Source organism: Microbulbifer sp. SAOS-129_SWC, from assembly GCF_039696035.1.
Lineage (GTDB): Bacteria > Pseudomonadota > Gammaproteobacteria > Pseudomonadales > Cellvibrionaceae > Microbulbifer.
In genome coordinates, this window is record NZ_CP155567.1 from 2,385,522 (window position 1) to 2,404,778 (window position 19,257).

Here is a 19,257-nt window from a genome sequence, read left to right on the forward strand (position 1 = left end):
AACCAGCGGAGGGGAACCGAAAACTTTCAGGTCCGGGAGGAGGGAAAAAGCGGTCCATGTGGACCGCTTTTGGGGGGAACGTCAGGCTTCCTCGTTGGCCAGGAAGAGCCAGGTATCGACGGCGGTGTCGGGGTTCAGGGAGACACTGTCGATGCCTTCATCCATCAACCAGCGGGCAAAATCCTTGTGATCCGACGGGCCCTGACCGCAAATACCCACGTATTTACCGGCCTTCTTGCACGCCTGGATGGCGCGTGACAGCAGCGCCTTGACCGCCGGATTGCGCTCGTCGAACAGATCCGCCACCAGTCCGGAGTCCCGGTCCAGCCCCAGCGTCAGCTGGGTCAGGTCGTTGGAGCCGATGGAGAAACCATCGAAGTGCTGGAGGAATTCCTCCGCCAGCAATGCGTTGGAGGGCAGCTCGCACATCATGATCACCTTGAGGCCACCCTCGCCGCGTACGAGGCCGTTGGCTGCCAGCAGCCCGACCACTTCCTCGGCTTCCTCCGGGGTGCGCACGAACGGCACCATGATCTCGACATTGGTAAGCCCCATTTCGTCACGCACTTTCTTCAGTGCGCGGCATTCCAGCGCAAAACAGTCGCGGAAATCGGCAGAGCGATAACGGGCCGCACCGCGGAAGCCAAGCATCGGGTTTTCTTCGCTCGGCTCGTACAGTTGGCCGCCCACCAGGTGCGCGTACTCATTGGATTTGAAATCGGACAAGCGCACGATCACGCGGTTCGGCGCAAAGGCTGCGGCCAGGGTCGCGATGCCTTCCACCAGCTTTTCGACGATAAAGTCCTCAGGCGAGGCGTAGCCGCCGATGCGCTCACGGATTGTCTGCTGCAGGTCTTCCGGCAGCTTGTCCAGTTCCAGCAGCGCCTTCGGGTGGATGCCGATCATGCGGTTGAGAATGAACTCGAGCCGCGCCAGGCCCACGCCCTGGTTGGGCAGGTGGCTGAAGGCGAAGGCACGGTCCGGATTGCCGACATTCAGCATGATCTTGAACGGCAGCTCCGGCATGGTGCTGACTTCCGTTTCCTCGCGCTCGAAGTTCAACTCGCCGGACATGACGAAACCGGTGTCGCCCTCGGCGCAGGACACGGTTACCGGGGTGCCGGTCTGCAGCAGCTCGGTGGCATTGCCGCAGCCGACGACCGCGGGAATGCCCAGTTCGCGGGCGATGATCGCCGCGTGACAGGTGCGGCCGCCGCGGTTGGTCACGATGGCGCTGGCTTTCTTCAGCACCGGCTCCCAGTCCGGGTCAGTCATATCGGTGACCAGAACCTCGCCGTCCTGCATGGCCGCCATATCGGCGACGGATTCCAGTACCCGCACCTTGCCGGCGCCGATGCGCTGGCCGATGGCGCGGCCCTCACACAGCACTTCGCCCCGCTCGCGCAGGTGGTAGCGCTCGATACTGGTACCGACATCGCGCGAGCGCACGGTTTCCGGGCGCGCCTGGACGATAAACAGCTCGCCGGTATCCCCGTCTTTGGCCCATTCGATGTCCATCGGGCGGCCGTAATGCTTCTCGATCTTCTGCGCCTGAATGGCGAGGCTGGCCAGCTCCTCATCGCTCAGGGAAAAGCGCAGGCGGTCTTCTTCCGGCACCGGCACGGTCTTGACCGAACGGCCGCAATCACCGCTGTCGTCGTAGACCATCTTGATCGCTTTGCTGCCGCGGTTGCGGCGCAGGATAGCCGGGCGTCCGGCATCCAGCGCCGGCTTGTAGAGGTAGAACTCATCGGGGTTTACCGCGCCCTGTACCACGGTCTCGCCGAGGCCGTAGGCCGAGGTGATGAAGACGACGTCGCGGAAACCACTTTCGGTATCCAGCGTAAACATGACCCCGGAGGCGCCGGTCTCGCTGCGCACCATATGCTGGATGCCGGCGGACAGCGCGACCCCGGCATGGGCGTAGCCGGTGTGCACGCGGTAGGCGATGGCGCGGTCGTTGTACAGGGAGGCAAACACTTCCCGCACCGCCTGCAGCACCGCGTCGATACCGCGGATGTTCAGGAAGGTCTCCTGCTGTCCGGCGAAGGAGGCATCGGGCAGGTCTTCCGCGGTGGCGGACGAGCGCACTGCCACGGCGGTGTCGCCGCCGCCCAGGGCCTCATAACCGTCGCGAATCTGTTGCTCCAGCGCGGCCGGGAACGGCGTGTCCATGATCCAGCCGCGGATCTGCTCGCCGGCCTCGGCCAGCGCGACCACGTCGTCGATATCCAGCTGCAGCAGGCGATCGGCGATACGCTGCTCCAGTTGTTCGTGCGCCAGGAAGGCGCGGAACGCGTCGGCGGTGGTGGCAATGCCGCCCGGCACACTGACGCCGGCCCCGGCGAGGGAGGAGATCATCTCGCCCAGCGATGCATTCTTACCGCCGACCTTGTCGACATCCCCCATGCCTAACTTTGCAAATTCGATGGTGAAGTCTGTCAAGTGCATGCCCTCTGCAGCAGGAATTGGTGGCGCAGATTATAAGGATGGGTTTTGTAAAAAATACCCCGAAAATTGCAGCGAAAATGTTGTAAATTTTCTACAAAATGCGGCGCGACCTGTAGTTCAAAAACGATTACCATGCGCCATCGCCGCTTGACTGGGGATCCCTATGGCCCAACACAAACGCACCGCGTTCTTTATTTCCGATGGCACCGGCCTCACTGTGGAGGCCATCGGCCACAGTCTGCTGGCGCAGTTTCGCGACCAGCACGTGGAGCAGGTTACCCTGCCCTACGTCGACTCCACCGAGAAAGTCCGCCTGGTACTGGCACGGATCGAGCGTGCAGCGGTGGATTCGGGGCAGCAGCCGATCATCATCACCAGCATTGTCTCCGACCAGATCCGGCGCGAGTTGCACAAAAGCTCCGCACTGATGCTCGATGTATTCGAAAGCTACCTGACCCCGCTGGCCAATCTGTTCGGCGCGGACCCGGGGCAGTCGGTGAATGTATCCCATGGTATTGCCGATGATCGGCGCTACAGCGACCGTATCGACGCGGTGCATTTCGCCATGGACAACGATGACGGCCGCCGCGTGCGCGAATTCGAGCGTGCCGACGTCATCCTCGTGGGGGTCTCGAGATCGGGCAAAACCCCTACCTGCCTGTACCTGGCGCTGCAGTTCGGCCTGCGCGCGGCCAACTACCCGATTACCGAAGAAGATATGGATTCCACCGCGCTGCCAAAGATCCTGCGACCCTACCGAAACAAACTGTTCGGCCTCACCATCGACCCGAAGCGGTTGATGAGCATCCGCCAGGAACGCCGCGCCAACAGCCGCTACGCTTCTATGGAACAGTGCGAATTCGAAGTGCGGCAAGTGGAGCAGATGTTGCGCCGCGCCCAGGTGCCTTCCCTCAACGCCACCCAGCTGTCGGTGGAGGAGCTGGCCACACGGCTGATGTCGCAGGCTGGCATTGAGCGCAGAATCGAGTAAAGTAGCCGCCTTTTTTGGCCGGCGGGAACGCGCCGGCCCGCCCGGCTTCAAGAGGCAGTTTCTCTCACCATGCAAATCGTCTCCCTGCCCTACTCGCTCAACACAGCCGCGGCCTTCCAGGCCATTGCCGACCTGCCGGCCCCCGTGTGGCTGGACAGCGGCAGACCGCTCGCCGCCGGCGGGCGCTTCGATATTGTCAGCGCGGACCCGCTGGAAACCCTGACGCTGGCCGCCGACGACCAAGCGCCGTTCGAGCGCCTCGACGACCTCGTGTGTGAGCTGTGCCCGCAGGAGAGCGACGGCCAACTGCCGTTCTGTGGCGGTGCCATCGGCTACGCCGGCTATGAACTCGGCCACAGGGGCAATTTCCTGCCCACAGATCCGCGCCCGACACCCCTGCCGGCGGGCTTCTTCGGCCTCTACAACTGGGCGCTGATCGTCGATCACCAGCTGTGTGCCAGCCACCTGGTGTTCCATCCCAGCTGCAGCCGCCGCCAGGTGCGCGACCTGGTCGCGCGCTTTACCGCGGTCCGCTGGCAGACGCCGCCCCAGAGCGGCGATTTCAACCTGCGCGCGCCCTTTCGCCACGAGTTCAGTCGCGATGATTACTGCGCCACGGTAGATCGGGTGCTGGACTACATCGCCGCCGGCGATATCTACCAGGCCAACTTTACCCAGCGATTCCGTGCGCCCTTCGATGGCGATCCGTTCACCGCCTACCTGGCCCTGCGCGAACGCGCGGCCGGCCCGTTTTCCGCCTATCTCGACCTGCCCCAGGGGCAGCTGTTGAGCCTGTCACCGGAGCGCTTTATCCACGCCGATGGCGACAGCCTGCAAACCGAACCGATCAAGGGCACCGCGGCGCGCTCGGCCGATCCGGACGCCGATGCCCGCGCCGCCGCAACGCTGGCGCAAAGCGGCAAGGACCGTGCGGAAAACCTGATGATCGTGGATCTGCTGCGCAACGATTTCGGCAAACTGTGCCGGCGCGGCAGCGTACGGGTACCGCGCCTATTCGACCTGGTGAGCTTTGCCAACGTGCACCACCTGGTCAGCACCATTACCGGTGAACTGGACGGCGACCACAGCTACGCCGATCTCCTCGCCGCCTGCTTCCCCGGCGGCTCCATTACCGGCGCCCCCAAGCGCCGCGCGATGCAGATTATCCGCGAGCTGGAGCGCAGCCCCCGCGGCGTCTACTGCGGCAGTATCGGCTACCTCAGCAGCTGCGGTCGCGCCGACACCAATATCGCCATCCGCACCCTGACCGCCGCCGATCGCGAGCTGACCTGCGCTGCAGGTGGCGGTATCGTGGCGGATTCCGATCCGGCGGCGGAACACGAAGAGTGCCTGAGCAAGGTGCGGATGCTGATGGAGACGGCGGAGCGCTTCCTGCCCTGAGCCAAACCACGCTGATTGGTGATCGCGGGGTGCGCCGTGAAGGCTGAACAACTCAGAGAACTTTATTGCGTGGTGCGCACGGCGCACGCTACGGTCGCGGCTAATGCATCCGAAAAGTTATAAAACTATCTACTATTGATATTTCCAAGTTATTAGCCGACCTGCTAGATTTTGCGCCATTGCCCGATCCGGGTTTCGGATTCGCAGAGAAAGGATGTGCAAGTGAAAATCACACTGGTCAAGAAAATACTCGCCGACGGCTCCCCGTGCGCCAAATGCCGCGACGTGCAGGAAAAGCTCGAGGAGAACGACCAGATGCGCTTTATCGACCGCACGGTAATTGCCGATATGCGCGATGAGGACAGTGAGGGATTACAGCTGGCACAAAAATTCAATGTGCAGCGGGCGCCGTTTTTTATCGTCGAACGCGACGGCGCCGAGGCGGAGATTTACACCGTGTATTTCAAACTCGCCAAGGAAGTGCTGTCGGCCAAGGTGCCCTGAGCGCCTGGCCCCGCCCCCTCCCTGGGCATTTATCCCGCTCAGTAAACCGGTAACTCCAGCTCCGCAAACAGCTCGTCCACCTCGGCGCGCGAGGCGGCGTGTGCGGCCTTGTCGATCAGCTCGCGATCCAGGTGCGGGGCAAACTGCTGGATGAAGTCGTACATGAAACCGCGCAGGAATATGCCCTTGCGGAAACCGATTTTGGTGACGCTGGGCTCAAACAGGTCACTGGCGTCCAGCGCCACCAGATCCTCGTCGCGCTCGTCGACGGCCATATCGGCGACGATACCGATACCCAGCCCCAGGCGTACATACGTCTTGATCACGTCCGCGTCGGCGGCGGTGAATACCACCTTGGGCGACAGCCCCCTTTCAAGGAAGGCCTCGTCGAGTTTCGAGCGGCCGGTAAAGCCGAACACATAAGTAACAATCGGGTGCTTGGCGACCTCTTCGAGGCTCAGCTTGCTCAGCTGGCACAGCGGGTGATCCTTCGGCACCAGGATGCAGCGGTTCCAGCGATACACCGGCATCATCACCAGATCACTGAACAGTTCCAGCGCTTCGGTGGCGATGGCGAAATCCGCAGTGCCATCTGCGGCCATTTCGGAAATCTGCATCGGCGTGCCCTGGTGCATATGCAGCGACACGTCGGGATAGCGGGCGATAAAGGCTTTGATCACCGGCGGCAGCGCGTAGCGGGCCTGGGTGTGGGTGGTGGCGATGGCGAGGCTGCCCTTCTTGTCATTGCTGAACTCCTGCGCCACCTGCTTGATGTTTTCCACCTTGCGCATGATTTCGCCGGCGGTTTTCAATATCGCCTCGCCGGCGGGGGTGACGCGCGTCAGGTGCTTGCCGCTGCGGGCAAAGATCTCCACCCCGAGTTCGTCCTCGAGCAGGCGGATCTGTTTGCTGATGCCCGGTTGCGACGTGTACAAGCTCTGTGCTGTCGCGGATACATTGAGATCGTGGTGGGCGACCTCCCAGATATAACGCAACTGCTGCAGCTTCATAGATTCTCCCTTACCTGTGTCCACCCGCAGAGGCCGCACTCTCGCGCGCCAAGATAGTTATAAAAACGGCATTAGTTTATGCGAGAAAAGAATAGCAGTGAACGGCAACGCGAGCCAACCACCCCGACAATTTTATCCGGCGGAGAAGATGCGGATTGAAACCGGGCAGCTCAGGCCTCTTGATTGGCAATGCCGTGGGGCACGTGGCCAGTGGCTACGTGCTCTGCGGCCGAGGCGCAGTGATTGGGCTGGTCGTCAAAAAACACATCGGCGCCGAAAGCGCGCAGGAATTCGCCCTTGGGCAGGCCGCCGAGAAAGACCGATTCGTCGATGCGCACATTCCAGGCGCGCAGCGTGCGGATAACCCGCTCGTGCGCCGGCGCCGAGCGCGCGGTAACCAGTGCCGTGCGGATCGGACAGCAATCCGGCCCGAATTCGCTCTGCAGGCGCTGCAGCGCCTCGAGAAAGCCCTTGAAGGGGCCGCCGGCCAACGGCTCCTGTGCCGCGGCGCGCTCGCTGGCGGTGAAGGCGGCCAGGCCGTCGCGCTTGAAGATCTGCTCGGCTTCGTCGGAGAAGATCACCGCGTCGCCGTCAAACGCGAAGCGCAGCGTGTCCTCGCCACCGTCGCGGACACCACCGGCGATCAGCGTCGCCGCGGCCACGCCCTGCTCCAGCGCATGGCGCACGTCGCGGCCATCGGTGGACAGAAACAGATGGCAGCCAAACGGGGCGATGTAGCGGTAAGGACTCTCGCCATTGCAGAAGGCCGCGCGGGTGATATTGAGGCCGTAGTGCTCGATAGAATTGAACACGCGCAGGCCGGTGTCGGCACTGTTGCGGGACAGCAGGATCACCTCGACCCGCGCCTCGTCGAGCCGCTCATTGATACGCAGAAATTTTTCTACCAGCGGGAAGGCATCGCCCTTTTGCAGGACATCGTTTTCGTGGGCAATCTGGTAATCGGAAAAAGCGTCCAGGCCCTGTTCTTCGAAGACCCGGTGGCTGTCCTGCAGGTTGAACAGCGCCCGCGAGGAAATGGCGATCACCAGCTTATCGGTGTGCTGAGACATCAGGGCGCCTCCACGTCGTCGAGATCGCCAGGGCGCGCTTCTGCGCGGTGGGCATCGAGCATTGTCAGCAGCATCTGCTGCAGGTCTGCCTGGGTACGCCGGGAACGCAGGCCGCGCTGGTTGACGATGACCAGGAAGAGTGCGTGACAGGTCTCCAGTGTGGCCCGCGCCAGGCGGTTCATCTCGTTTGGCGGGCAGACAAAACCGAGCCGCCCGAACATGCCGGTAAGATGGGTGATAATCAATTCATCGTGGCGCTCGTCCAGTTCGTGCAGCTCGGGGATACCCCACATGGCCTGCACCAGCGGCAGCAGACCGCGCTGCTCGCGGTAAACCGCCAGCAACCGCTCGATCAGGTCGTCGAGGAACTGCTCCAGCGTCACGTCTCCGAGATCCTGCTGCTCCATCTCCTCGAGGGCGGTGGTCATGCTTGCCAGCCACTGTTCGCCCATTGCGTAGAGAATCGCGTGTTTGTTGGGGAAGTAGTGGTACAGCGAGCCTACCGATACCCCCAGCTCCTTGGCGATCAGGATGGTGGTGAGATCGTTGAGCCCCACCTCTTCAAGCAGGCGCCCGGTAGTATCGAGTATCTGCCGGGTGCGCTCGCGGGCACGCGCCTGGACCGGTGCGCGGCGCGGTGTCAGCTGGCTTTTGCGTTTGCGCTGTTCGAGGTTGGACAAGATCGCTGTTCCTCATTCAGGGATCGGAGGTCAGCCGGGGAGCCTGTCACTCCGAAACTTGAGCTCCTTATTGTGTCTCCCTGCAGTCTACCATCATTCCGTCGTCATTTTTCGGGTCCCCAAATACAGAGAGCCGGCGCTGGGCGCCGGCTCTCTGCTCATCCTGTGAGAGATGAAGGGATCAGAAGCGGTAGTCGAGATTGACCCCTACCACGCGGCCGCGGGACGGGTCGGTTTTGGTTGCCGGCAGGTTGTACAGCGCCTCGGCGTAACCCCAGTGGTAGTACTCTTCGCTGAACAGGTTCTCGGCGTAGAGGCCGGCGGTCCAGCTGTCGTCCGGCGCAGTCAGCGCCAGGCGCAGGTTGACCACGTTGCGGCTGGCCAGCTTCACTTCCTCGGTGTTTTCCAGGTCGGAGAACTGCTCACCGGTGTAGTTGTATTCGGCACTGTAGGTGATCTCGCCGAAACCACTCTGCTGGTGATAAGTCAGCGCGGTGGAGGAGGAGAAGTTCGGCGAGAAAGCCATCTCATTGCCGTTGCAGCCTTCACAGAGTTCTTCCGGCGCGCCGGTGAACTTGGTACCCAACCAGGACAGGCCCCAGTACAGGTCCAGGTTATCGGTGATCAGCCAGCGCGTATCCACTTCCACGCCGTGACCCTTGGATTCGCCCACATTGCGGGTGATCGCCGCGGCGCCGACCCAGAAGGCCTGCTGCATATTGTCGTAGGTGTACTGGAAGGCCGCCGCGTTGATCGCCAGGCGGTTATCCAGCAGGCGCGCTTTCACGCCGAGTTCGTAGGAAAGGACATTCTCCTCGTCGAACTTGCTCGGCTCGGCGTTGCTGGAATCCACTTCGTAACCATGCGCATCGAGCCACGCGTACTGGCTGTCCTCGTCGGTGCCGTAGGCCGGATCGGTGATGTGGTAGGACAGGTAGTCGAAGCCGCCGGACTTATAGCCGGTGGCCACGCTGCCGTATACGGTGACGCTGTCGCTGAGGTCGTGGTTCAGCGTGGCGCGACCGGAAACGTTGCTCCAGGTGTTGTCACCGGTGATCGGGCCGTCGGTGTACATGGCCTGGTAGTTCCAACCGCCGGTCCAGGTGTCCGGCCACGGCGAATCGACGGAGTATTTCTTGGTGTCTGCGGTGTAGCGGATACCCAGGCCCAGGCTGGTGGCTTCGCTCAGATCGAATGTGGTGTTGGCAAACACACCCCAGCCGCTGAAGTCGCCGACGGTGTTGGCGGCTTCGATGGACAGTTTGCCCGGCGCGTATTCCCAGGGATCGCCCTCGAAACCGAAGAACTCGTCGATAGCGTCCTGCGGCAGGCTGGAACAGGTATCGAAAGTACCGATGCCCTCGCCCCACTCGTCGGCGTAAATACCGTCACAGATATAATCTTCGTTGTCGATACCGGCCAGGTCCGCGTCGATACTCTCCTTGTAGTAGGAGGCCCCCAACACGTAATTGAACATGCCGCTGTTGTTGGAGGTGAGACGGAATTCCTGGCTGAAGAAATCGCCGGTCTGATCGCGCGTGTATTTATCGATCGGCTTGGCGGTACCGTCGAAGTCCTCGGCGTAGCTGTAGTTGTGGGTCTTGTAACCGGTGATGGAAGTCAGCGTGCTGCCACTGGAGAGGTCGTGCTCGATGGTCAGGATCGCATCACCGATCTCGGAGTCATCCTTGCCCTGGGCATCGTTGTACACCTCGTCGTACTTGCCCTTGGTGTCGAGCGCGCGGTAAATGGTGCCGTCGCCATCGCGGTCCTCGTACTGCGCCAGCAGGGTCACGGTGGTGTCCTGCAGGCCGCTGTAGACGGCGGTCATACGCATGGCATTGGTTTCGCTGGCGCCCAGGTCGCGGCCGCCGGCGAGGTTCTTGATGTTGCCGTCTTGCTGGTCGTGATAAGTGGCGATGCGCACGGCCAGGTCGTCGGTCAGTGGCAGATCCACGTTGCCCTGGAAGTTTTCGCGGCCGAACTGGCCGGCGCCGATGGAAAGGTCACCGCCGAAGGTGTCGCCCGGCTTGCGCGACACCATGGAGATGGCGCCGGAGGCCGTGTTGCGGCCAAACAGGGTGCCCTGCGGCCCCTTGACCACTTCCACCCGTTCCATGTCGTACATGCTCGGCGTGGCGCCGGTGCGGCTCTCGTAGACGCCGTCGAGGAAGACGCCCAGCGCCGGGTCGCTGCCGGTGCCGAAGCTGTTGTTGTTGACACCGCGCACGGACACCGAGTCGAAGAAGGAGTCATTGGTTTCGCCGGAAATGCCCGGAGTCTTCGAGAACAGGTCCTTGAAGCCGTCCATGTGGTCGTTCTTCAGGGTATCGCCGGTGAAGGCACTGACCGCCATGGGCACGTCCTTCAGCGACTCCGCGCGCATCTGTGCCGTAACCGTGACCTCTTCTAGCTCCGCTGCGGTGGCACCGGTACTCACGGCAATGACGACTGCACCGATAGCCGAGGCCAGCAGGTGCTTGTGGTTGTGTTGTGGTCTCTCTGAAACAGGCATGTTGAGTCCCCGTCATTTTTTTTATTCAGGGTTGGCACATCCAATACCGCCGATGGCTGCACCCCAGCGAGTGAATTTGAAGGTCTGTTATCCCACAAACCGAATGATTATTCAAATTCGAAATACTGCTCCTAAACAGTGCACGTCCCGGTGCCTCCTGGTGCGCCGAATCAGGCGCCCAGCTTGTCCATCAGGCTGTAGTAGAGCATCCCTGTCACCAATCCCGGCCAGCGCAGCAGTGTGCCGCCCGGGAAGGTTGGTGTTGGAATTTGCGCCATTATATCGAAACGCTCTTCGGTACCGGCAATCACCTCTGCAATTAATTTGCCGGCGAAGGTCGCGGTGGGAACACCGTGACCGGAATAGCCCTGGCTGTAGTAGACATTGGGCTCGAGGCGCCCGAGGTGCGGCATGCGGTTCAGTGTGATCGCCAGGGTCCCTCCCCAGCCGTAGTCGATACGGGTGTCAGCCAGCTGCGGATAGACCTCGAGCATGTATTTCTGCACGAATCCGCGGATATCCTGCGGAAAACGCGAGGTGTAATTTTCACCCCCGCCGAAGATCAGCCGGTTGTCGCCGGAGAGCTTCCAGTAGTTGATTACGAACAGGGTATCCTGCAGCGCGTGGTCGTTGGCGATCAGCTCGTGCGCCAGCTCGTCGGACAGCGGCTCGGTGGCCAGCACAAAGTTGTTGATCGGCATGATCTTGCCGGCCATGCGCGGCTCCAGCTTACCGAGGTAACCGTTACAGGCGAGCACCACATTCTTTGCCCTGACCTGCCCTTTGGCCGTGTTCACGACGCAGGGCGAGCCGCTGCGATAGCCGGTTACGCGGCTGTGCTCGAAGAATTGCACACCGGCTCCTGCGGCGGCGTCGGCGAGACCCAGCGCATAGTTCAGCGGGTGCAGGTGCAGGGAGCCAGTGTCGACCTGCGCACCAAAATAGCGCTCGGACCCCACCAGCGCGCGGGCCTCCTGCTCGTCGATATAGTGCATCTGCTCGTAGCCGTAGCGCTCATTCAGCAGCTCCACCTCGGCCTTGAGCTCCTCGTTGTGGCTACGCTTGGCCGCGAGGTGCATAATGCCGCGCTTGAGGTCACACTGAATATTGTGGCGGGTGATCAGATCCTCGACCGTGTTGACTGCCTCCAGGCCAAGATCCCACAACTGCTTGGCGGTATCGAAACCGAGCATCTTTTCCAGCTCTTCCTGCCCCTTGCGCTGGCCCACGCCCACGTGGCCACCGTTGCGGCCCGACGCTCCCCAGCCGACCCGCTCCGCTTCGAGCACGACCACTTTGTAGCCGCGTTCGGCGAGATGCAGGGCCGAGGACAGGCCGGTGTAACCGGCCCCGATTACACAGACATCCGCCTCTACACTACCTTCCAGTGAGGGGTAGGACGGCGCCGGGTTGGCGCTGGCCGCGTAATAGGAATCGGTGTGGCCGATCAACTTCTGGACAGTGCCGGTCATAAATCATTCTCCAAACTGTGCGCGCAAGCCGCGCCGGGGATTCGGCAAAAACCGAACAATCATTCAATTTATATTGAATAATAATTCGGTTTCTTGTCATAATCAAAGCCTGTGATCGGGTTTTTGATCCCGATCGTACTTTACCCGGCCCGCCCGACGCGGCCCCGGGGCATATAATCAAGCTACCCATAAAGGGGCGAGATCGTTCAGATCAAGGTGCAAAATGGACAAGATAACCAAGTGGCTCGCAGATCACGATATATCCGAAGTGGAGTGTCTGGTGCCCGACATGTCCGGCAATGCGCGGGGCAAATTTACCCCCACGGACAAATTCCTGACCCAGGACAGCCGTCTGCCGGAGAGTATTCTGGTGCAGACGGTGACCGGCGACTACGTCGATGAACACAATGAACTGGTGGACCCGGCAGATACCGACATGCTGCTGGAGCCAGACCCCGATTCCATTCGCCTGAACCCCTGGGCCAATGAGCCCACCGCCCAGATTATCCACGACTGCTACACCCGCGACGGCAAACCGCACCCGATCAGCACGCGCAATATCCTCAAGTTTGTCCTCGACAAATACGCGGCGCGCGGCTGGAAACCGGTGGTGGCGCCGGAAGTGGAATTCTACCTGATCAAGCGCAACCTCGATCCGGACGAAAAATTGTCAGCACCGGTCGGCCGCTCCGGCCGCACCGAGAAAACCCGTCAGTCCTATAGTATCGACGCGGCCAACGAATACGAGCCGATCATCGAGGATATGTACGATTTCTGCGAGGCCCAGGGCCTGGATGTCGACACATTGATCCACGAATCCGGTACCGCGCAGATGGAAATCAACTTCCTGCACGGCGACCCGCTAAGACTGGCCGACCAGGTATTTACCTTCAAGCGCACCGTGCGCGAGACGGCGCTGCGCCACGGTATTTACGCAACCTTTATGGCCAAGCCGATGGAACACGAGCCCGGCAGCGCACTGCATATCCACCAGAGCATTGTCGACCGGGAGACCGGCAAGAATATTTTTGTCGATAATGAGGGCCGCGAGAACGAGACTTTCCGCCACTTTATTGGCGGCATGCAGAAATACACACCGGGGTTTATCAGTTTCTTTGCCCCGAACGTGAATTCCTACCGCCGTTTCACGCCGGAAATCGCCGCCCCCACCAGCCTGCACTGGGGTTACGACAATCGCACCACCGGCTTGCGCGTGCCAGACAGCTCACCACAGGCCAAGCGGCTGGAAAACCGCTTCCCCGGTGCCGACTGCAACCCCTACCTGGCCATCGCCACCTCACTCGCGTGCGGCTACCTGGGTATGGTGAACAAGGTACAACCCAGCGCCCCCTATGAAGGGGACTGCTCCTCGGAACCGATTACCCTGCCCCGCACCCAGGAGCACGCCTTGAGCCTGCTGCTGGAATGTGAAGAGGCGGCGGAAATGTTCGGGGAGAAGTTTGTGCGCGCCTGGAGCGCCATCAAGCGCGACGAGTACGAGGAGTTCAATCGGGTGATCAGCTCCTGGGAGCGGGAATACCTGCTGCTGAACGTTTGATTCTACGCGCACTAAAGGGCCCCGCTCGCGGGGCTTTTTTGCACCCTCCCAGTGCAAATCCGCTTTGACACCTGTACGCCAGTACAGCAGGAAATTAGGATAATTATCTCTCTCGCGTGACAGACTGCGCAAACGCAATCAAAAATTACAAAATAGCGCAATATCCCTTCCTGCACGCCTTGTTCACCTCAATAGCCCGTGTACTCTGCCATAGGCCCGGTAATCCCGGGCTCGGTATGAGAAAGCGGACTGTCACCGCCGTCCGGCGGCCCCACCCAGCAGTCCAGCCTGTCTTCTGCAGTCGTACCTATTACTCTCCAGTCCCGTGCACTGTGCTTCAGTGCGGCTGGTGCTGTACCTGTTTGCACTTGCGGAAACCCCGCACGCTCGGGACATGGAATTCCTACACAAAAGCAATAAGGAAATACAATTAATGAAGCGTCTAATTGCATTGAGTTGCACACTGGCCGTGGCGGTCGGTGCCGAAGCGGCGAACCGCATTCCGGCGACACCGGATATGCTCAACGCCCAGGCACTTGCCGCCACCACGGGGAACGATATCGCACTGGAGAAAGTCCGCTCGCGCACGCTGCCAAACGGCAACACGGTGACCCGCTACCGGCAGACCCATAAGGGCCTCCCGGTCTGGGGGCAGACCGTCACCGGCAGCGGCCAAGGGGTAGCCGCGCAGGTGGACGGCGAGGTCCTGAGTGGCCTCAGCCTCGATGTTCCCTCCATCAAAGCCTCCATCAAGGCCGATAATGCTCTGCGTCGGGCCATGGACCACACTGTCAACCAGCGCGCCCAGCAGGGCCTGCTGAAAGGCGCCCAGTCGCTGTCCGCTCTGCGCATGGCCGCGAAGGACCAGCATCGCGAGCTGCTCGTTTACGTCGACGCGCAGAATCACGGCCGGCTCGCCTATCTGGTCAGCTGGGTCGAGTACGGCGATGCCCCCTCGCGCCCGTTCTATTTCATCGATGCACTGACCGGTGAAGTGATTGAGCACTGGGATGGGCTTGCGTTCCAGGATGCCAGCGGCCCCGGCGGCAACCAGAAGACCGGCCGCTACGAGTACGGCACCGACTACCCCTACCTGCAGGTAGACAGCAGCTGCGCCATGAACACCGCCAATGTCGAGACGGTGAACATGAACAACGCCACCAGTGGCGGCAGCATCTTCTCATTCACCTGCCCGTACAACGACTACAAGACCGTCAACGGCGCCTACTCCCCGCTGAACGATGCGCACTTCTTCGGCAACGTCATCTTCAACATGTACAGCGACTGGTACAACACCGCGCCGCTGACCCAGAAGCTGCGTATGCGCGTGCACTACGGCACCAACTACGAAAATGCCTTCTGGGACGGCAGCCAGATGACCTTCGGCGACGGTGGCAGCACTTTCTACCCGCTGGTCAGCCTGGACGTATCGGCGCACGAAGTGAGCCACGGGTTTACCGAGCAGAACTCCGGCCTGCAGTACTCCGGCCAGGCTGGCGGTATCAACGAAGCGTTCTCGGATATGGCCGGTGAAACGGCCGAGAACTACATGCGCGGCAGCAATGACTGGCAGGTGGGTGCCGACATCTACAAGGGCAACGGTGCCCTGCGTTATATGGATAACCCCACCCAGGACGGCAGCTCGATCGACAACGCTGCGGACTACTACTCCGGGCTGGATGTGCACTACAGCTCCGGGGTCTACAACCGCGCTTTCTACCTGGTCGCCACGACCAGTGGCTGGGATACGCGCAAGGCGTTCGAAGTCTTCCTGCTGGCCAACCAGATGTACTGGAGCTCCACCAGTGACTATATCGATGCAGCCTGCGGCGTCATCTCCGCAACTGAGGATCTGGGTTACGACGTCAATGCGGTCACCAGCGCGTTCAGCAATGTCGGTGTAGCGACATCGAGCTGCAGCGGCGGTGGTGGCGGTGGCGGCACTGGCGGTACTCTGCAAAACGGCGTCGCCGTTACCGGGCTTTCCGCCAATACCGGTGGTGACGTCCAGTACACTCTCGACGTACCCGCCGGGGCTTCCAATCTGTCGTTCCAGATTTCCGGTGGCACTGGTGATGCAGACCTGTATGTGAAGTTCGGTTCTGCACCGACCACTTCCAGCTACGATTGCCGTCCGTATCTCAATGGCAATGCGGAAACCTGCTCCATCTCCAACGTTCAGGCCGGCACCTACTATGTCATGGTCCGCGCCTACAGCAGCTTCTCCGGGGTCAGCCTCGTAGGCAGCTACGACGAGAACGGCGGCGGTGGCAGCGGTAGCGGCTGGACCGAAACCAACCTGTCCGGTGCCCAGGGCTCATGGCAGCACTTCACGCTGAATGTCGATTCCGGACTGTCTTCTCTGGATGTACAGATGTCCGGCGGCAGCGGGGATGGCGACCTGTACGTACGCTACGGTGCGCAGCCGACCACCTCCAGCTACGACTGCCGCCCCTACAAATACGGCAACAGCGAAACCTGCAGCTTCGCCAATCCGCAGTCAGGCACCTGGTATATCAGCATTCGCGGTTATAGCGCCTACTCCGGCGTAACCCTGGACGCCCAGGCCAGTCCGTAACGCTCAGCGCCGGGACGCTCGCGTCCCGGCATTTTTGAGCATAAAAAAAGGGGCAGCCATATGGCTGCCCCTTTTTTTGTGATAACGCCTGACTTATTTGTGCTCTGGATCGCGCCAGTATTCCCTGACGGTCTCCTTCATCTCTTTTGCCAGCACGGTAATGCCGAACAGGTTGGGCAGCGTCATCAATACGATGGCCACCGCAGAGAGGTGCCAGATCAGCGTGGTATCGGCTGTGGCCGCCCAGAAGAAACCGAGCACGTAGACGAGCCGGTAAGGCATGACGGCTTTGGGGCCCAACAGGTAAATCATCGAGCGATCCCCGTAATAAGACCACGCAATCGCTGTTGAGAACGCGAACAGCAGAATACCCAGAGTAACGATGTAGCTGCCGTACTCGCCGAAGAAGCCCTTCTGGAACGCGCGATTGGTCAGCGCCACCGAGTGCAGCAGAGAGTTACCCCAGACATCCACATTGGGGTTGGCAAGCTGGCCGTTCGCCACATTGAGGACACCGCTGAAGTTGTCATCACCCACGCGGTATTCGACATCTTCACCAACGGAGCGCGCATTCAGCACGGTGAAATCCTTACCGTTGAGTGCGTGCCCGTCGGCCACAATGATGGAACCATTGAAGGCCTTCACTTTGCTGTCGTGTCCGCGCAGGAAGTTGTACAGGCCCTTCACATCATCCGGCTCGCGGTCGTCATAGCTACCGGCAACCACGAACATATCGGCACGCTCGAACTTGTTCATGAACTTCTGCGTCCATACGCCCGAGGACAGGATAACCAGGCCGGTCAGGGTACAAATGATAATCGTGTCGATAAACGGCTCAAGCAGCGACACCATGCCCTCGGAAACGGGTTCGTCTGCGCGGGCCGCGGCGTGCGCAATCGGGGCAGAGCCCTGCCCCGCTTCGTTGGAAAACAGCCCGCGGCCTACCCCCTTGTTGAAGGCGTAGGCAAAGCTCGCACCGAGGAAACCGCCCGCCGCGGATGTGCCATTAAACGCGTTGTGGAAGACGGCGACAAATGAGGGAATGATGTTTTCGTAGTTATAAAGAATGACCCCCAGTGCGCCGATGATGTACAGCACCGCCATAATCGGCACGATAGTGGACGTCACTTTGGCAATACGGGTAATACCACCGATGATGACCATGCCCAGCAGAATGGCAAGCACGCCACCGGTGACCGCCTTGTTAATGCCAAAGGTATCGAACATGGCCTGGGCGATATTGTTCACCTGCGGCAGGCTGCCGGTACCAAACGAGCAGATTACCGTCGCAATGGCAAAAATAACCGCCAGCCATTTCATGTTCAGGCGGCGCTCCATGTAAAACATCGGGCCGCCGGCAAAGTAACCGTCTGCGGCCTTGATGCGATACTTGTGCGACAGGGTCACTTCCACGAATTTGGTGGTCATGCCGAGGAACGCCGTCGCCCACATCCAGAAGAGTGCGGCGGGACCACCGATCGCAATCGCGAGGCCCACACCACCGATGTTGCCGGTACCCACGGTACCGGACAGTGCGGTGGACAGCGCCTGGAAGTGGGAAGCATCACCGGGATCGCCCGGCTTGTCGTATTTGCCTTGCACAATCTTGATTGCGTGGCGGAAATAGCGCACCTGCGGCACACCAAGATAAATGGTAAAGAACAGGCCTACGCCCAACAGCACATAGGGAAACCAGGGAGAACCCCCCAGGATGCTGTCCAGCTGCAATAGCCAATTGTCGAAGGATTCCAAATTTACCCCCACTTCTCTTATTTCGTTCTGGTGGTTTTATAGACAGACACTGCGGTCAATTGCAGCGCAGATTAGCAGTTTCCGACCTGCGATTGTACTGCCACATGGTAACGGTCGCCGCAGTAACCTGCCAGCTCATCACTTTTTTCTTAAAACGGCGAGGTATCGTCAGTCGAATGAACGGTGAATGCGATCGCCAGGTTGCGTTTGCACTAGCCTTCCAGGTGGGCAAATTTCTCCCGCTGCGGAAAGATCCCGAATTGACCGCCGGTGTGTACAAACACCAGATTGCCACAGTCCCGATAGCGGCCCGCACGCAGCTCCTGCAGCAAGCCGTAAAACGCCTTGCCGGTGTAGACCGGGTCGAGCAACAGCCCTTCCAGCGATGCCGCTTCGGCGATGGCTCTATATACCGGTTCGTCCGCTACGGCGTAGCCAGGGCCGATATAGTCAGCGTTGACGTGGACATCCAGCGCCCCGGTATCGACCTGCTGCCCATTCAGCGCGCTCCAGTGGGCAATATCTTCACGCACCTTGTTCTGGAAATAGGCCTCGTTGTCGCAAACGGCGTAGCCAGTAACGCGGGTGTTTGCCTGCAACAGCTGCGCGCCCAAAGTCAGCCCGGCCTGGGTGCCGCCACTACCGGTGGCACAGACGACGTGTTCCGGTTCAAATCCCCGCTCGCGGCAGTCTTGCAACAGCTCCTCGGCTCCGGCGATGTACCCCCAGATGCCCAATCCATCGCTCGCCCCGGTAGGAATACACAACGCTTTGTGCCCACGCCCGGCATAGAACGCCTTCCAGTGCTCGAACAGCGCCGGCAGTTCGGCAAAGAATTGGCGCGGTGGGTAAAAGGCGGTCGCGGCGCCGGCCAGCCGATCCAGCAATAGGTTGCCATCAGCAACCGCCGGGGCGTCGCCGCGCAGGATCAACTGTACGTGCATGCCGAGGCGCGCGCCGACCAGGGCCGTGGTGCGGCAGTGGTTGGACTGCTCGCCGCCACAGGTAATCAGCGTGTCACAGCCCTGCTCCCGTGCCGCGCCGGTGACAAATTCAAGCTTGCGCAGCTTGTTACCGGACATGCCGGATTCCGTGAGGTCGTCGCGTTTTACCCAGATACGGGGCCCGCCCCCGGGGAGAGAATATTTTTCGCTAATACGATCCAGGGGCTGCAGCGGCGTTGGCAGCCTGGCAAGGGAAATGTGTGGGGGATATCTCGGAATCATGCCGTTCCTCGATACAAAAAACCCGGCGTGATTGCCGGGTTTTAAACAC

General features: G+C 60.9%; 13 protein-coding genes. 5 read left to right on the forward strand and 8 right to left on the reverse strand.

The features are described from left to right. Nucleotides 1-81: 81 nt before the first annotated feature. Nucleotides 82-2,451, reverse strand: coding sequence for a phosphoenolpyruvate synthase (gene ppsA, locus ABDK11_RS10355; RefSeq protein WP_346836431.1), 2,370 nt, complete (start codon nt 2,449-2,451; stop codon nt 82-84). 163 nt (nt 2,452-2,614) lie between these two features. Here ppsA and ABDK11_RS10360 point away from each other — a divergent pair, with 163 nt between their 5' ends. The 3 genes from ABDK11_RS10360 (at nt 2,615) to ABDK11_RS10370 (ending at nt 5,347) form a co-directional block, all read left to right on the forward strand. After that, nucleotides 2,615-3,442: a pyruvate, water dikinase regulatory protein gene (locus tag ABDK11_RS10360; RefSeq protein WP_346836432.1), complete on the forward strand. Its 828-nt coding sequence runs from the start codon at nt 2,615-2,617 to the stop codon at nt 3,440-3,442. 69 nt (nt 3,443-3,511) lie between these two features. Then, nucleotides 3,512-4,843, forward strand: a complete 1,332-nt coding sequence (pabB, locus tag ABDK11_RS10365; RefSeq protein ID WP_346836433.1) for an aminodeoxychorismate synthase component I — start codon at nt 3,512-3,514, stop codon at nt 4,841-4,843. 222 nt (nt 4,844-5,065) lie between these two features. Next, nucleotides 5,066-5,347, forward strand: a complete 282-nt coding sequence (locus ABDK11_RS10370) for a hypothetical protein (protein WP_346836434.1) — start codon at nt 5,066-5,068, stop codon at nt 5,345-5,347. Nucleotides 5,348-5,385: 38 nt separating this feature from the next. Here ABDK11_RS10370 and cysB read toward each other — a convergent pair whose 3' ends face one another. From cysB to ABDK11_RS10395, 5 genes are all read right to left on the reverse strand, one after another. Then, a complete protein-coding gene (cysB, locus tag ABDK11_RS10375; protein WP_346836435.1) occupies nt 5,386-6,357 on the reverse strand; it encodes an HTH-type transcriptional regulator CysB in 972 nt (323 codons plus the stop codon). A gap of 170 nt (nt 6,358-6,527) precedes the next feature. Next, nucleotides 6,528-7,427, reverse strand: a complete 900-nt coding sequence (locus tag ABDK11_RS10380; RefSeq protein WP_346836436.1) for a 5'-nucleotidase — start codon at nt 7,425-7,427, stop codon at nt 6,528-6,530. Beyond that, nucleotides 7,427-8,107, reverse strand: coding sequence for a TetR/AcrR family transcriptional regulator (locus tag ABDK11_RS10385; protein WP_346836437.1), 681 nt, complete (start codon nt 8,105-8,107; stop codon nt 7,427-7,429). Before ABDK11_RS10385 ends, ABDK11_RS10380 begins: the two co-directional genes overlap by 1 nt. Before the next feature lie 181 nt (nt 8,108-8,288). Continuing rightward, nucleotides 8,289-10,622 carry a TonB-dependent receptor gene (locus ABDK11_RS10390; RefSeq protein ID WP_346836438.1) on the reverse strand — a complete coding sequence of 778 codons (2,334 nt, stop codon included), beginning with the start codon at nt 10,620-10,622 and terminating at the stop codon, nt 8,289-8,291. Between the two features lie 170 nt (nt 10,623-10,792). After that, complete coding sequence (locus ABDK11_RS10395) at nt 10,793-12,094, reverse strand: FAD-binding oxidoreductase (protein ID WP_346836439.1); 1,302 nt, start codon at nt 12,092-12,094, stop codon at nt 10,793-10,795. Between the two features lie 223 nt (nt 12,095-12,317). Here ABDK11_RS10395 and ABDK11_RS10400 point away from each other — a divergent pair, with 223 nt between their 5' ends. Further along, nucleotides 12,318-13,652 carry a glutamine synthetase family protein gene (locus ABDK11_RS10400; RefSeq protein ID WP_346836440.1) on the forward strand — a complete coding sequence of 445 codons (1,335 nt, stop codon included), beginning with the start codon at nt 12,318-12,320 and terminating at the stop codon, nt 13,650-13,652. A gap of 433 nt (nt 13,653-14,085) precedes the next feature. Continuing rightward, nucleotides 14,086-16,230 (forward strand): pre-peptidase C-terminal domain-containing protein, encoded by a 2,145-nt coding sequence (locus tag ABDK11_RS10405; RefSeq protein ID WP_346836441.1) that lies wholly within the window; start codon nt 14,086-14,088, stop codon nt 16,228-16,230. A 93-nt stretch (nt 16,231-16,323) separates the two neighbouring features. On the opposite strand, the gene ABDK11_RS10410 is transcribed toward ABDK11_RS10405, so the two are convergent. Both ABDK11_RS10410 and ABDK11_RS10415 read right to left on the reverse strand, forming a co-directional pair. After that, nucleotides 16,324-17,994 carry an amino acid carrier protein gene (locus ABDK11_RS10410; protein WP_346836442.1) on the reverse strand — a complete coding sequence of 557 codons (1,671 nt, stop codon included), beginning with the start codon at nt 17,992-17,994 and terminating at the stop codon, nt 16,324-16,326. A 200-nt stretch (nt 17,995-18,194) separates the two neighbouring features. After that, complete coding sequence (locus tag ABDK11_RS10415) at nt 18,195-19,208, reverse strand: D-cysteine desulfhydrase family protein (protein WP_346836443.1); 1,014 nt, start codon at nt 19,206-19,208, stop codon at nt 18,195-18,197. Nucleotides 19,209-19,257 lie beyond the last annotated feature (49 nt).